Origin of the sequence: Streptomyces sp. NPDC059649, from assembly GCF_042734445.1 — a bacterium.
Lineage (GTDB): Bacteria > Actinomycetota > Actinomycetes > Streptomycetales > Streptomycetaceae > Streptomyces.
On record NZ_JBHWDV010000001.1, the window covers coordinates 432,814 to 446,823 of the forward strand.

The 14,010-nt window shown below is 70.7% G+C and carries 12 protein-coding genes and 2 pseudogenes; 10 read left to right on the forward strand and 4 right to left on the reverse strand.

Going from position 1 to position 14,010, the window contains the following annotated elements; genetic code table 11:
* Positions 1–117 precede the first annotated feature (117 nt).
* Positions 118–471: pseudogene (locus tag ACFV1J_RS01865) on the reverse strand (ATP-binding protein); the annotation flags it as partial.
* 721 nt (positions 472–1,192) lie between these two features.
* On the opposite strand from ACFV1J_RS01865, the gene ACFV1J_RS01870 reads away from it, so the two are divergent.
* Positions 1,193–1,807, forward strand: coding sequence for a DUF3995 domain-containing protein (locus tag ACFV1J_RS01870; RefSeq protein ID WP_385855220.1), 615 nt, complete (start codon positions 1,193–1,195; stop codon positions 1,805–1,807).
* Positions 1,808–1,888: 81 nt separating this feature from the next.
* Here the strand turns inward: ACFV1J_RS01870 and ACFV1J_RS01875 are convergent, their stop codons facing one another.
* Entirely contained in the window at positions 1,889–2,341 is a 453-nt protein-coding gene (locus ACFV1J_RS01875; protein ID WP_385855221.1) for a winged helix-turn-helix transcriptional regulator, read from the reverse strand.
* Positions 2,342–2,594: 253 nt separating this feature from the next.
* Here ACFV1J_RS01875 and ACFV1J_RS01880 point away from each other — a divergent pair, with 253 nt between their 5' ends.
* On the forward strand, positions 2,595–3,794 hold the full coding sequence (locus tag ACFV1J_RS01880; protein WP_385855222.1) for an MFS transporter: 1,200 nt from the start codon (positions 2,595–2,597) through the stop codon (positions 3,792–3,794).
* A 240-nt stretch (positions 3,795–4,034) separates the two neighbouring features.
* Here ACFV1J_RS01880 and ACFV1J_RS01885 read toward each other — a convergent pair whose 3' ends face one another.
* Entirely contained in the window at positions 4,035–4,133 is a 99-nt protein-coding gene (locus tag ACFV1J_RS01885) for a KGG domain-containing protein (protein WP_385855223.1), read from the reverse strand.
* Positions 4,134–4,135: 2 nt separating this feature from the next.
* Here ACFV1J_RS01885 and ACFV1J_RS01890 point away from each other — a divergent pair.
* Both ACFV1J_RS01890 and ACFV1J_RS01895 read left to right on the forward strand, forming a co-directional pair.
* Positions 4,136–4,324: pseudogene (locus ACFV1J_RS01890) on the forward strand (MBL fold metallo-hydrolase); the annotation flags it as partial.
* A 296-nt stretch (positions 4,325–4,620) separates the two neighbouring features.
* Positions 4,621–5,697 (forward strand): sugar ABC transporter substrate-binding protein, encoded by a 1,077-nt coding sequence (locus tag ACFV1J_RS01895; RefSeq protein ID WP_385855224.1) that lies wholly within the window; start codon positions 4,621–4,623, stop codon positions 5,695–5,697.
* Between the two features lie 76 nt (positions 5,698–5,773).
* On the opposite strand, the gene ACFV1J_RS01900 is transcribed toward ACFV1J_RS01895, so the two are convergent.
* A complete protein-coding gene (locus ACFV1J_RS01900; protein ID WP_385855427.1) occupies positions 5,774–6,712 on the reverse strand; it encodes an Ig-like domain-containing protein in 939 nt (312 codons plus the stop codon).
* 392 nt (positions 6,713–7,104) lie between these two features.
* Here ACFV1J_RS01900 and ACFV1J_RS01905 point away from each other — a divergent pair, with 392 nt between their 5' ends.
* From ACFV1J_RS01905 to ACFV1J_RS01930, 6 genes are all read left to right on the forward strand, one after another.
* On the forward strand, positions 7,105–9,954 hold the full coding sequence (locus tag ACFV1J_RS01905) for a BTAD domain-containing putative transcriptional regulator (protein ID WP_385855225.1): 2,850 nt from the start codon (positions 7,105–7,107) through the stop codon (positions 9,952–9,954).
* Positions 9,955–10,050: 96 nt separating this feature from the next.
* Entirely contained in the window at positions 10,051–10,236 is a 186-nt protein-coding gene (locus ACFV1J_RS01910; RefSeq protein ID WP_385855226.1) for a hypothetical protein, read from the forward strand.
* A gap of 91 nt (positions 10,237–10,327) precedes the next feature.
* Entirely contained in the window at positions 10,328–10,894 is a 567-nt protein-coding gene (locus ACFV1J_RS01915; RefSeq protein ID WP_385855227.1) for a MauE/DoxX family redox-associated membrane protein, read from the forward strand.
* 56 nt (positions 10,895–10,950) lie between these two features.
* Positions 10,951–11,541 (forward strand): TlpA disulfide reductase family protein, encoded by a 591-nt coding sequence (locus ACFV1J_RS01920; protein WP_385855228.1) that lies wholly within the window; start codon positions 10,951–10,953, stop codon positions 11,539–11,541.
* Entirely contained in the window at positions 11,538–13,466 is a 1,929-nt protein-coding gene (locus ACFV1J_RS01925) for an ABC transporter ATP-binding protein (RefSeq protein ID WP_385855229.1), read from the forward strand. The genes ACFV1J_RS01920 and ACFV1J_RS01925 overlap by 4 nt, the downstream gene beginning before the upstream one ends.
* Positions 13,463–13,996 (forward strand): S26 family signal peptidase, encoded by a 534-nt coding sequence (locus ACFV1J_RS01930; protein WP_385855230.1) that lies wholly within the window; start codon positions 13,463–13,465, stop codon positions 13,994–13,996. Before ACFV1J_RS01925 ends, ACFV1J_RS01930 begins: the two co-directional genes overlap by 4 nt.
* Positions 13,997–14,010 lie beyond the last annotated feature (14 nt).

Below are 14,010 nucleotides of genomic sequence, written 5' to 3' on the forward strand. Positions count from 1 at the left end.
GCGCTGAGAAGACGAAGGAGCACCGGCGGCCGGCTGCCCCGACTCTGCCGTACAGACCACCAGGGTCTGAGAAGCCGGCCCGGCCGCTGGCGACAGCAGCCAACCCAGGAACTCTCCCAGCACCTCCGAGCTGGCTTCGTCGCAGCAGTGCGCATCGTCGATGACCAAGAGGAGCGGACCGGAGGGCAGCAGCTCACGCAACAGCCGGGACGTTTCCGCAACGCAGTCCTCCCCCGCGGGCGGCAGCCGCACGGCCGGTCTCCCGCCGGTGGCCGCCGAAAGCCGAACGACCAGCTCCCGCACGGTCCACCAGGGGATGCGGCGGCCCGGGCGCACCCCTATGAACACGGTCGCCATCCTCCCTGACGCGGCGTCGACAAGCTCCGATGCCAGACGCGTCCGCCCGCCCCCGCTCTCGCCGGTGATCAGTAGGCCACGAGCGCCGGAACGGCGCTCAAGCAGCCCTGCCATGATCTGGGCGCCCTGCTCACGAAGGTTCAGTGCCCCTCACTCCTCTGCGTGCCCGGTGCATGTCCGGTGCCTGTCCGGTGAAAAAGCCCTTTCCGCGGAACAGTTCCTTCGCGGCGAAAGGCTCCTTCCGTGGTGATCGCCGCAGCGCCATCGACTGCCGTCGGCGAGGAGAGGGAGGGGGCCGGGTCGGGCCGACAGACAGGTTCTTCCTGCGCGGCGCGCAGGTCGCTGGAGCGGCCTCCGGTCGACCTGCGGGGCGCGGTCAGTTCGACCGACGTGCCGACGCCCCCGGTCGCACCCCCTCTTCCCGCCAGATTCTGGAGCGGGGCAGGCCAGGAGGGATGACGGGCGGCACCGAAGGATTAGGGACCGGCGTCGGTTGCGCTCAAGCGTGGGGTGGGCGGGGGTGGACTTTGGGTGGGCGCGGGGTGACTGTGGAGTGACTGCGGGGTGGCCGCCGAGGGGTGGGTGAGCGGTCCGGTAAGACGGGGGGTGTGACGCGTGCGCAACACGCCTACGAGGAGGGGGAGTTCATCGAACGGCGCTTCCGCACTACCGGCCGCCGGTGGAGGGAGATGGCCGAGCGGTTCGGTGCCTGGCAGACCGTCTACCACCGCTTGTGCGTCTCAGTCACAGGGACGACGGAAGGTCGCTCCTGCGGTGGAGGCTGATCATCCGTGCGGATGACACCTGGTCGTCATGGTCCGGCCACGATGGCGCCATGGTGATCAAGCCTTCTGTCGACGAGTCAGCGCGCACGACCCTGCGCCGGGCACCGCACATTCGGCCGGGCGCGTGGCCGGGGCTTGCTGCTGCGGTATGGGGGTTCCTGTTTGCGGTACCCAGTTTCGCCTGGGCGATGGGAGTTACCTTCGGTGCGCGGACGACGGTGTCGCCGTCCCTGGTGAAGCTCGCTGATGATCGGGTGGCGTGGTTCGTGGCCGTCTTGTGGGTGACCGGCCTCCTGAAGGTTTTCGGGGCCGTGATCGGAATCGGTCTGACACGTCGGCGCGGCAGACGGATCGGCCGTCTCCTGGTGTTCTGTGGCAGCGGCGCGGCAGTGCTGCTTGCCTGGCACGGTTGTCTCTTCGTTGCCCACGGAGTGCTGGTTGAGGTGGGAGCCCGTACTGTTGCGCCTGGCTTGACCGGCCTGACCCGCTGGTACCTCTGCCTATGGGGACCGTGGTTCATCGTCGGCGGTCTGGCTTTCGCCGCCGCCACGACGCGGTATGTCCGCCGACCGGGTGTCTGGGGCGAGGCGCGACGTTACGTTGCTGTGGGGACGCTGGGTGCGTTGCTCGTGTCGTTGGCATCGATGATCACCGGAATCGGCTGATGACCTCACATAGTCGCCAGTCGCAGGTTGCCGGTTTCCGTTGGCCAGTTGCAGGGTGCCATCGGGTCTCCGGCGTTCGGGTCACTGGGTGGAGATCTTGTGAACGGTGGTGTCGTCGGAGTTGAGTCGTCGCCCGTCCGCGGCGAGCACTTCCAGTGGGCGGAGGCGCTGTCCCTGTTGGCGGTCGACCAGCTGTGAGTGTGGTTCGCCGGGGTCGAAGAAGTTCTGTTCGCCCCACTGTCGCAGTGCCACGATGACGGGGAAGAGGGCCTTGCCCTTGTCGGTCAGGACGTACTCGCGGTAGGCGCTGCCGTCCGAGGCGGGGACGGATTCCAGGACGCCGCCGGCGACCAGGGTGCGGAGACGCGCGGTGAGGATGTTCTTCGCCACGCCGAGGTTGCGCTGGAACTCCCCGAAGCGCCGGCTTCCGTCGAACGCGTCCCGCACGATCAGCAGGGACCACCAGTCGCCGATCGCGTCCACCGAGCGGGCGACCGGGCATTCGCTGTCGTTGAAGCGGGTCCTGTTCACCATGGCGTCCCTCACTCTCATGTGGTTGCAACATGCTACCAATGAGGTTACCGTCGCCGCTGGTGGCAAGTTGAAACCGAATGGGGGAGTGCTGATGCCCGGAAACTGCGAGGCTGCGACACGAGGGACCGAGACCCGATGCAAGACGCGAAACGAGGCCCGAAGCGAGAGCCGAAACGAGGCCCGAAGTGAAGCCCGTAGCGATACCCCTGGTGATATCCGAAGCGAGACCCGAAGTGGGGAAGATTCCGCGTTCGTGCTCTCCCGCGGCGTCGTCATCCTGTTCGCCGTCGCCTGCGGGGCCGCGGTGGCCAACGTCTACTTCTCCCAGCCGCTGCTGGTGACCATGGGCCACGACCTCGCCATGAGCCCGGCATTTGTCGGCAGCGTGGTCACCCTCACGCAGGTCGGATACGGACTGGGGCTCTTCTTCCTCGTACCGCTGGGCGACGTGACCGACCGCAGACGCCTCATCGTGGCCCAATTGCTGCTCCTGGTAGTGGCGTTGACCGTGGTGGCCGCCGCCCACACCGCGGCGATCCTGCTCGCGGGCATGGCCGCGACGGGACTTCTCGCGGTCGTCACGCAGACGCTGGTGGCCTTCGCGGCATCACTGGCCCCTCCCGCCGGGCGCGGACGCGTCGTCGGTCTGGTCACCAGCGGCGTAGTCATCGGAATCCTGCTCGCCCGCACCGCATCCGGCCTCCTGGCCGATCTCTCGGGCTGGCGCTCGGTCTACCTCGCCTCGGCGTCGCTCACCGCTCTGCTCGCCCTGGTCCTGTACCGAGTGCTGCCGCGCCACAGTGACGCCGCGCCGACAACCCTGCGCTACGGACAGCTCCTGCGCTCCACGGTCACCCTGTTCGCACGGGAGCGACTGCTGCGGCTCCGGGCCCTGTTCGGACTGCTGGTCTTCGCCGCCTTCAGCACCCTGTGGAGCAGCGTCGCGCTGCCGCTCAGCCAGGCCCCGTACTTCCTGCCCCACAGCGCGATCGGGGCGCTGGGGCTGATCGGTGTCGCCGGCGCCCTGGCCGCGACCGTGGCGGGCCGGCTGAACGACCGCGGACTCTCCCGGCGGACCACCGGCCTCGCCCTGGCACTGCTCGCCGCCTCGTGGTTGCCGTTGGCCTTCACCCGCAGCTCGCTGTGGGCCCTGGTCGTCGGGGTGATCCTCCTCGACCTCGCCGTACAGGCGGTCCATGTCACCAACCAGACCCTGATCTACGCGCTGCACCCGGACGCGGGCAGCAGGCTGATCGGCGGATACATGGTCTTCTACTCGATCGGCAGCGCCACCGGCGCGATCGCCGCGACCTCCCTTTACGCGGTGGCCGGTTGGGGCGCCGTATGCGCACTGGGCGCCGCCTTCAGCTGCCTCGGGCTCGCGCTGTGGGCGTTCACGCGGCACAGGACCCCGGAGCCAGCCGCCAAGGTGACCCCTTGCGGCGAAGTTTGAGGTTTCTCGCCGCACGTTGGCCGCACGTTGAGTGACGGGCACGCCGCAACTCGGAGGACGGCGGGTCCAGTCGGTGAGGATCGTCTCGTTCGCCGCCTGTGGAGGAGTCGTTTTGTCAGGACCTGAGCCGCCGAAGTTTCCCATTAGCCGCAATTCCCAAGCGTGAGGGCCCACTTCGCGCGAGGAGGGGCCGGACAAGCACATTGCTTGTCCGGCCCCTCCAAGTTCGGCACTGGCGCGTTATCGCGAGCCGCCGCTTCCCTGGCCGCCCTTGTGACCTGCCTCCGCCGCCCGCTGCGGGTCGTTGGCGAAATTGCCCGAGTTGTGGGACGCAGCCATGGCGCCGCCTCACGCACCCGGCCGTCACCTTCGATGAGCTCCCCAGCGATCTTGCCGCCGTGGTGCTGTCGCATCTGCATGGTGATCACTGGGACCGCATGGTCCGGCGCCACCTCGACACGTCCCTGCCGGTCGTCACCACGCCCCACGCCTCCCGGCGCTTGCAAGGGCTGCACCGCTTCCCCAAGGCCAGGGCCAGGGCCAAGGCCAAGACCGAGGTCGACCGACAGGCCGGGCTCTGGGGAGCACCGCAGCGCAAGACGCGAGCAGCGCATGATCGGTTCGGCCGATGGCCGATGGCCGATGGCCGATGGCCGACGGGGACGGGGACTGGGACTGGGCGGGGGAGCCGGGCGCAGCGCCGCCGCGGCCGCATATGCGCCGGATTTGTCCGCGTATAGGATACGGAGCCAGGTGGTTCCGTAGCGGAACGACCACCACATACTGGGGGTGCTCGGACACGCACAGGCACGAGGGTGTGGTCACGATGAGCGGGCAGCGACTGGGCCGAGGGCCGGCACCGCACCGGACGAGGTGCTGGGTCACCGCGACGGTCACGCTCGCTCTCCTCTGTGGCCTCGCGGCTACGGGCTGCGAGAGCGCCGGCACGGCAGAGAGCGGTCGCACGACCGCTGTGGATCCTATCGGTGTGGTCGTGCCGATGAACTCGCCGTTCTGGCAGGCGTACGAGGCCGCCGTCCCCCGCCAGGCCCAGGCACAGAACGTCCACACGCTCCCCAGCGTGAATTCCAACTCCGACATCCAGCAGCAGATCTCCGACATCCACAATCTGATCACCAAGCACGTGCGGGGTCTGGTCGTCGGACCGCTGGATTCGGCGGCGATCAGGCCCGGACTGAGCGCGGCCGAACGCGTGGGCGTGCCGGTCGTCGCGGTGGACGTCACACCGGACAGCGGCACGGTCGCCATGGTGGTCCGCGCGGACAACCGCGCCTTCGGCCGGAAGGCGTGCCACTACCTCGGCCGTGCCGTGAAGACCGGCAAGGTGGTGCAGGTCCAGGGAGACCTGGCGTCGGTCAACGGCCGGGACCGCTCGGAAGCCTTCAGTGCCTGTATGGCCAAGAACTACCCCGGCATCAAGGTGCTGGACGTCCCCGCTGACTGGCAGCCCGCCAAGGCCGCAGCCGGACTGGAGGCGCGGTTCCGAGTCGATCCCGATATCAAGGGCATCTATCTGCAGGCAGGTGGTGACTATCTGGAACCGGCACTGTCGACGCTCAACCGCCGCAACGCCCTGTTCCCGGTCGGCGACCCCCGGCACCTCACGATCGTCTCCAACGACGGGATCCCGCAGGAACTCGACGCGATCCGCAGCGGCGAGATCGACGCCACCGTCTCCCAGCCCGTCGACCTCTACGCGAAGTACGCGATCACCTACATCAAAAAGGCCATAGCGGGCCAGAGCTTCGCACCGGGCCCGACGGACCATCACAGCACCATCGTCAGGCTTCCCAGCGGACTCCTGGAGGACCGGCTCCCCGCTCCGCTGGTGACCAAGCGCAACGTCGACGACAAGACGCTGTGGGGCAACAGTCCCCGGTAAGCAACGGGCAACGGTCCCCGGTAAGCAACGGGCGCCGGGCGAGCCCCACAACGCGCAGTGATGTCCCCGCGGCGCATCACAGTGTCGCGGTCGTCCCCTCCCCGGACGCGCTGCCCGCGAGCCATTGGCCCCATTCCAGATTGAAGTCGGCGTAGCCGTTGTCGGCCGGGGCCTTGGCGCGGGGCGAGCCGGTGATGGTGACCGGGTCGCCCTGCTTGACCTGGTGGTAGAACCACTTGGCGTCCGACATCGACAGGTGGACGCAGCCGTGCGAGCCGCGGGCGCTGCCGCTGCCCGGATTGGGGTCGCCGGTCGAGTAGTGCACGTACGTGCCGGACTGGGTCAGGTGGATGTCCCAGGGCAGCGTCAGGTCGTAGTAGTTGGGGCTGCCCTTGTCGCAGCTGATGCCCACGCTGCAGGAGGTCATGTGGACCTTCTCCTGCTTGTCGATGACGGCCATCGTGCCGTTCCACGTCGGATACTGAGCGCTGCCCGCGTTGATCGACAGGGTGCGCATCGCCTTGCCGTTCCGGGTCACCTTCATGGTGTGGCCGGTCACCGAGACGTCCGCGCGTACGTCGTCGCCGATCGTGAAGGTGTGCGTGTAGGCGCGCACGCCGTAGCGTCCGTTGCCGTTGCTGATGCCCTTCATGTCAGCGTCGATCTTGACCTTCGTGCCGGAGGGCCAGTACGTCTTCGGTCGCCAGTCGGCGCGCTTGTCGCCGAACCAGTGCCAGGCGCCGGCCACCGGGTGCGAGGCGCTCACCTTCATGTGCTTCTCGACCGTGGCCCGTGCCTTGACCGCGACCGGGTTCGTGAAGACCACCGAGATCGGCATGGCCACGCCGACCGTGCTGCCCGTCTGCGGGGTGATCGTGTCCAGCAGCATCGGCGGGCCCGCGGGCTTCGTCGGCGACGGGGAGGCGCTCGCACTCGGCTTGCCCGGCGCCTTCGCGTCGTCCCCGCTCGCCTTGTCACTGCCGCCCCCGCCGCAGGCGCTCACGCCCACCAGCATCGCACCAGTGACGAGTGCGATCCCTATGCCGCCCTTACGCCGTCCCACGCCTTGCCCCGCTCTCTCGCTCTTCGGCCCTGAAGGCCCAACTTCCTGTCAGACAGTGAGGGCGTGGGCCGCAGTTGCATGAATCGCGTAAAACCTGTCTCAAAACTAGGTGCGTACCGCTGGCCGACACAAGCCGACCGCGCTCACGCACCAAGGCGCAGGACTCCGCTCACACAGCGCGGCACAGGACCCCGCTCACCCACCGCGGCACAGCACCCCGCTCACGCACCGCGGCACAGGACCGCACGCACTCACGCACCGAGTGGACGGAAGAACGTCCTGGATGTCCCTTGATTCCCCTGTCTGTTCCCCGAACACTGACGCACAGGGGGAAGGGGTACGGGGTGGCCGTCGAAATCTGCTTGCTCAAGACCATCAGTGCGCAGGTGGACGGTCGGGAGGTGGATCTGGGGCATCTGCGCCAGCGCCAACTGCTCGTGGCTCTCCTCGTGGACGCCAATCTCCCCGTGTCCGTGGAGCGGTTGATCGACCGGCTGTGGGGCGAACGCCCGCCGCAGCGCGCCGCGACGACGCTCTACAGCTATGTGTCGCGGCTGCGCCGCGTCATCGAGCCGCTCGGCGCGTCCATCGGCCGCCGCCCGCAGGGCTATGTGTGCGAGGTGGACCCGCTAACGGTCGACCTGCACTGTTTCCGCGAGCTGGTCGCACGTGCCCGTTCCGCCGGGGACGCCGCCCACGCCGCCCGGCTGCTCACCGAGGCGCTGCGGCTGTGGTCCGGCGACGCGCCGGCCGAGCCGGACACCCCGTGGTTCAACGCGCTGCGCGACACCCTGGAAGGCGAGCGCCTGGCCGCCGAACTGGACCTCAACGACCTGCTGCTGCGGCAGGGCCGGGAATCCGAGCTGCTGGCCCCGCTGCGCCTGCTGGCCCAGGCACACCCCCTCGACGAGCGGATCGCCGGGCAGCTGATGCTCGCCCAGCACCGGCAGGGCCGCACCCCCCAGGCGCTGGAGGTCTACCGGGGCATCGCGCGACTCCTGGACGCGGAGTTGGGCCTCGCCCCGAGCCCCGCGCTCCGGCAACTGCACCAGGACATCCTCGTAGGCGCGCCACTCCTGGGCGCCGACAGTCCGGGCGGGCCTCTCGGCGAGACGCCCCCCGGGTCCGGCTCCGATGAGGGGCCCGGCCCCTCGCCGATGGCGGCCCCCGAAGCCGCCCGTCTCCCGGTGCCGCGTCAATTACCGCCGCCCCCACCGGTGTTCACCGGGAGGGGGCGCGCCATGGCGGAGCTCGACCGGCTCCTGGAACCGCCGTCCGCCCACGGCGGTACGGTGCCGATCGCGGGCATCGGCGGATCCGGCGGCATCGGCAAGACCTGCCTCGCCCTGCACTGGGCGCACCAGCGGCTGGACCAGTTCCCCGACGGACAGCTCTATCTGAATCTGCGCGGTTTCGAACCCTCGGGGACGCCGACGACCGTCGCCTCGGCCCTCCGCGACCTGCTCGACAGCCTGGGCGCGCCCGAGGGGTCCGCCCCCACCGGACTGAACGCCCGGGCGGGGCTCTACCGCAGCCTCATCCAGGGACGCCGCATCCTGGTGATCCTGGACAACGCACGCGACGCCGAACAGGTGCTGCCCCTGCTCCCCGGCAGCCCCACCTGCGTCGTCATCGTCACCAGCCGCCACCACCTCGCCGGCCTGGTCACCACGCACGGCGCCCGCCTCCTCACGCTCGGCCCGCTGTCCACCGCCGACGCCGCATCACTGCTCGCCCGTCGGCTCGGCCGGGAGCGGGTGCGCAAGGAACCCGCCGCGGCCGCCGGTCTGCTCCAGCTGTGCGGCGGGCTGCCGCTGGCCATCAGCATCATCGCCGCCCGCGCCGCCGTCCACCCGACGTTCCCGCTGCGGGGGCTCATCCGCGATCTGCACGGGGCGGGCGGCGCCCTCGACACCCTCGACGCGGGAGACGACTCCGCCGACCTGCGGGCCGTCTTCGCCTCGTCCTACCGCGCGCTCAGCGAACCCGCCCGCCGGATCTTCCCCCTGCTCGGCCTGCACGCCGGTCCCGACATCGGCCTGGCCGCGGCGGCCGCCCTGGCCGGGACCGAGCCCCGTCGGACCAGCCGGGCCCTGACCGAACTCGTCCGCGCGCACCTGGTGACCGCCCATCGACCCGGCCGCTACACGATGCACGATCTGCTGCGCACCTACGCCGCGGAACTGGCCGCGGCGGACCCGGCGAGCCGATCCGCCTTCGAGCGGCTGGTCGACCACTATCTGCACACCGCCCATGCCGCCGACCGGCTGCTGTCTCCCCACGGCGAGCCGATCGTCCTGCCGCCGGCCCGGCCGGGCGCGGCGCCCGGCCAGCCGGCCGACCACCAGGCCGCCCTGGAGTGGTTCGCCGCCGAACGCGCCGTGCTGACCTCCCTCGTGGCACAGACTCGCTACGCCCAACTGCACGTCAAAACCTGTCAGTTGGCCGCCGTCCAATCCGTATTCCTGGCACGACGCGGTTTTTGGGACGAGCTCACCGCGACGCTGTACGACGGGCTCGAAGCGGCGACCGCCCTCGCCGACCGCTCGTACCAGGCACGCGCCCACCGCGAACTGGGCAACTCCTGCTGTGAAACCGGACGCTTCGACGATGCGCACGCCCACCTGGAACAGGCCCTCGCCTTGTACCAGGAACTGGGCGACACGGTCGGCCAGGCCCACACCCACCTCAACCTCGGCTGGCTGTGGGAGCGCCGGGGAGATCAGCAAAGGGGCCTGGAACACGATCTGCTCGCCCTCGACCGCTTCGAGGCCGCGGACCACGAGACCGGCCGGGCCAGGGCCCTCAACGCCGCCGGCTGGGACCACGCGCAGCTCGGCAAATTCGAGGAAGCCGCCGACTTCTGCCGGGAGGCGCTCGCCCTGCAGCAGCATCTCGGCGACCGCCGCGGCGAGGCGAACACCTGGGACAGCCTCGGATACGCGCTCCAGCACCTCGGCGACCACCGGCAGGCGGCCGACTGCTTCCTGCGGAGCCTGCAGCTGAACGAGGAACTCGGCCATCAGTACAACCAGGCCGAGACGCTGGAGCATCTCGGCGACACCCACGAAGCCGGCGGTGACACCGCCGCGGCCCGCGCGGCCTGGCAGCGGGCGGCGGACCTCCTGCACGCCATGGGACACCACGACGCGGACCTCCAACGGCTCCGCGGCAAACTCCAAAACCCCTCCTGACCTGCTCATTCAAGAGTTGGACAAGGTTTGTCCAGGGCTGCCCGAGCATCGTGAGAGGCGCCAATACGGCATCCGGAACGAGTAGGGAGTGTGGACATGTACCGGAAGATCGAAGCGATGGGGAGCAGGCTCCTGGAACGGTTCGTGCCCAAGGCCGAGGCATCCGCCGCCGGTTGCTATGTGTGCGTCCAGGGCGGGCCGGGATCCGGCTGCGCCCGGTGGAACCACACCTGGGTCAAGGACCAGTGCACGAATACGTTCATCCGCTGCGGCTGCTTCTGACGGCCCAGCTTTACAGGTCATCGCCGTCCGGCCGGGTCGCGCACTGCCGCGCCGCCCGGCCGGTTCCGGCGTACCGAGGGGGATCCGTACCGTGGACATACTCGCCGTAATCTGCGCGTCCTGCCTTGCCGTGGTCTTCGGGGCGGCGGCGCTGGGCAAGGTCCGCAGCCGGGCCGCGTTCTCCCGGTTCGCGCAGTCACTGACCACCATGGACCTGCTGCCGGCCGGCTGGGTGCGCCGCTGCGCCGTGATCGTCGCGGGGAGCGAGGTCGCGGTGCTCCTCCTGCTGCTGGCAAGCCCGTTGACGGCACGCGCGGGCCTCGTGGGGTTCGTCCTCGCCGCCGCACTGCTGCTGGCGTTCACCGTGGGCGCCGCGCTCATGGTCGTCCGAGGAGTACGCGCGGTGTGCCGCTGCTTCGGGGCCTCCGGCACCCCGATGGGCCGGCTTCATGTGCTGCGCAACGGAGTGCTGACACTGATCGCGACGGGCGGAGCGCTCAGCAGCAGCGGCACCGGAGCGGTCGCACCGGCGTCCGGGGCGATGGCGGTGGCCGTGGCCGGCGGGGCCGTCGTCGGAGCGCTGGTGACCAGGCTCGAGGACCTCGCAGCGCTGTTCCGCCCGTCGCTGCCGGCCCGACCGGAACCCGCCCGCGACTGAGGGATCAACACCGGCCCAACACCACAAGGGCCGTACGGAACAAGAGGAGTTGGGCAATGTCCTTCCTGATTGCGGCAGTGGTGTTCGTCGGAACGCTGTGCACGCTGGACCTGGTACTCACCCTGGGGGTGATCAAACGGCTGCGGGAACACTCCGAGCGGCTGTCCGGGGCGAGCGGCCCGGGCGGCCCGTTCGGCAGCCTCGACATGGCCGTGGGGGAGGAGGTGGGGGAGTTCGCCACGTCCACCGTGGACGGCGAACGGCTCACCCGCGGCATGCTCGCCGCGGACACGCTGGTGGCGTTCTTCGCCCCCGGTTGTCAGCCGTGCCGGGAGAAGATGCCGGCGTTCGTGGACCACGCGCGGACCCTGCCCGGTGGGCGGGCGCAGGTGCTGGCCGTCGTGGTCGGCGATGGCGCCGAGGCCGCCGCGTTCGTGGCCGAACTGTCCCCGGTCGCCCGCGTGGTCGTCGAGGAGGGGCCCGACGAACCGCTGAGCGCCGCGTTCCGGGCGCGATCGTTCCCCACCTTGCTGAGGGTGTCCCCGCACGGCGACGGCCGGGTCCGGGTGACCGCGAACCGCATTGCGCTGGACCGACCGGCGGCCGGCAAGCGCGCGGCCGGCCGCGCGGTCACCGCGGCACGATGACGGACACGGAGGACGTGCCGCGCGGACGCCGGGCGACCCGGGGCACGGGGGCCCGGGTCTGCACGGCGTGGTCGCTCGCGGTCCAGGCCGCGCCCGGCACCCTTGTCGCCTTCGTGCTGCTGACGCTGGCGACCGGTGGGCTGCCGGTCGCCACGGCCCTGCTGACCAAGCTGATACTGGACCACCTGGTCGCCGGTGCCCCGACCGGGACGCTGACCGGGCTGGGGCTCTGCCTCGCCGCGGTCGGCGTCCTGACCGGCGCGGCGCCGCAGATCGGCCAGTATTTGCGCGCGGAGCTCGACCGCCGGGTCGGACTGCTCATGCAGGACCGGCTGTTCACGGCCGTGGACCGGTTCGTCGGACTGGAACCGTTCGAGAACCCCCGCTTCCTGGACCGGCTGCGGCTGGCCCAGCAGACCGCCGGCGGCACCCCCAACGAAACCGTCTCCGGAGCACTGGGCATCGTCCGGGCCGCCGTCACCCTCACCGGGTTCATCGGCTCGCTGCTGGTGCTCAGTCCCGTCCTGACCGGGCTGGTGCTGGTGGCCGGAGTGCCGGTGCTGTGCGCGGAGATCGCGCTGTCGCGACGGCGGGCGCGGATGATGTGGGACATCGGCCCCGCCGAGCGGCGCGAGCTGTTCTACAACGATCTGCTCTCCAGCATGGAAGCCGCCAAGGAAGTGCGACTGTTCGGCATCGGGGGCTTTCTGCGCGGGCGGATGCTGGCCGAGCGGCGCACGTCCGACGCCGCCAAGCGCGCGGTGGACCGGCGGGAGGTCCGCGCCCAGGCGGGGCTCGGGCTGCTCGCCGCGCTGATCTCCGGCTGCGGTCTCGTATGGGCGGTGGGTGCGGCGCGGTCCGGCGACCTGTCGGCCGGTGACGTCACCATGTTCGTGGCCGCGGTGGCCGGTGTGCAGGGCGCACTCGCCACGCTCGCGCTGGAGGTCGCCCGCACGCACCAGGCGCTGCTGCTGCTCGACCACTACCTCGCGGTGACCACCGCCGGTCCCGATCTGCCGCTCGCGGCGGCGCCCCGGCCGCTCCCCGCCCTGAGCCGCGGAATCGAGCTGCGCGACGTGTGGTTCCGGTACTCCGACGCGCATCCGTGGATCCTGCGCGGGGTCAACCTGCGCATCCCCCACGGCCAGGCGCTGGCGCTCGTCGGACTCAACGGAGCCGGGAAGTCCACGCTGGTGAAGCTGCTGTGCCGGTTCTACGACCCCACCCGCGGCACGATCCTGTGGGACGGGGTGGACCTGCGCGAGGTGGACGTCACCGCCTACCGTCAGCGCCTCAGCGTGGTGTTCCAGGACTATATGCACTACGACATGACGGCGGCGGAGAACATCGCCCTCGGGGATCTGGACGCGCTCCACGACGACCAGCGGCTCAGTGCCGCCGCCGAACGCGCCGGAATCCACCGGAAGTTGGCGGACCTGCCGCACGGCTACCGCACCCTCCTGTCGCGGATCTTCTTCACCCACCCCGAGGGAGACGGGGCGCAGAGCGGGGTCATGCTCTCCGGCGGGCAGTGGCAACGGCTGGCGCTGGCCCGCGCGTTCCTGCGGGAGGGGCGGGACCTGATGATCCTGGACGAACCCTCGGCCGGGCTCGACGCCGCGGCCGAGCACGAGATCCACGCCGCCCTGTGCGGCCACCGGGGCGACCGCACCGCTCTGCTGATCTCCCACCGGCTCAACGCGGTACGCGACGCCGACCGGATCGTCGTGCTCAAGGACGGCCGCATCGCCGAACAGGGCAGCCATGACGCGCTGCTGGCGCTGGACGGCGAGTACGCCCGCCTGTTCACCCTGCAGGCGACCGGCTACCGCACGGACGCCGATCCGGTGGGCGCCGACCCGTTGGGCGCGGAGCCGGTGGACGCCGAGCCGGTGGGCATCGAGATCGGTACGGCGGCGCCATGAGGGCAGCGTCGGGGGTTCTGGCGGCGGGAGTTCCGGTACTGGCGATCGGCCTCGCCCTGGCCGCCTCCGCGCTACGGCGGCGGCTGGTCGCGGTCACCGTACGCGGCGCGAGCATGGAACCGGCCTACCGGGACGGCGACCGTGTCCTCGTACGCCGCGGCCGCCGGCCCGCACCGGGCCAGGTGGTCGTGGTGAGAGACCCCCCAGCCACCGGCCCGAACCACGGCCCGATCGCCGCCTCGGACGTCGGCCCGGCCAGCGCCCGGACACCTGCTGCCGCGGCACCCGCTGCCGCGGCCCGCGCGGTGCCGGCCCCGGCGCTGCTGATCAAGCGCGTGGCCGCGGTGCCCGGGGACCCCGTGCCCCGCGACCGGGTGGCCGCGCTGGCCGCTGTTCCCGAGCGGTACGTACCCCACGGACGGCTGGTCCTGCTCGGGGACAACCCGGCGGCCAGTTTCGACTCCCGCCACCGGGGCTACTTCGCGGCCGCGCATGTCGTGGGAACGGTATGGCGCTCGCTCCCCCGCTGACCGGGAGACAGGGA

Bases quoted from the DNA above. Each gene is read 5' to 3' on its own strand.
- ACFV1J_RS01870 (WP_385855220.1), top strand. From the start codon at position 1,193: ATGGTGATCAAGCCTTCTGTCGACGAGTCAGCGCGCACGACCCTGCGC.
- ACFV1J_RS01875 (WP_385855221.1), bottom strand. From the start codon at position 2,341: ATGGTGAACAGGACCCGCTTCAACGACAGCGAATGCCCGGTCGCCCGC.
- ACFV1J_RS01885 (WP_385855223.1), bottom strand. From the start codon at position 4,133: ATGGCTGCGTCCCACAACTCGGGCAATTTCGCCAACGACCCGCAGCGG.
- ACFV1J_RS01895 (WP_385855224.1), top strand. From the start codon at position 4,621: ATGAGCGGGCAGCGACTGGGCCGAGGGCCGGCACCGCACCGGACGAGG.
- ACFV1J_RS01900 (WP_385855427.1), bottom strand. From the start codon at position 6,712: ATGCTGGTGGGCGTGAGCGCCTGCGGCGGGGGCGGCAGTGACAAGGCG.
- ACFV1J_RS01910 (WP_385855226.1), top strand. From the start codon at position 10,051: ATGTACCGGAAGATCGAAGCGATGGGGAGCAGGCTCCTGGAACGGTTC.
- ACFV1J_RS01920 (WP_385855228.1), top strand. From the start codon at position 10,951: ATGTCCTTCCTGATTGCGGCAGTGGTGTTCGTCGGAACGCTGTGCACG.
- ACFV1J_RS01925 (WP_385855229.1), top strand. From the start codon at position 11,538: ATGACGGACACGGAGGACGTGCCGCGCGGACGCCGGGCGACCCGGGGC.
- ACFV1J_RS01930 (WP_385855230.1), top strand. From the start codon at position 13,463: ATGAGGGCAGCGTCGGGGGTTCTGGCGGCGGGAGTTCCGGTACTGGCG.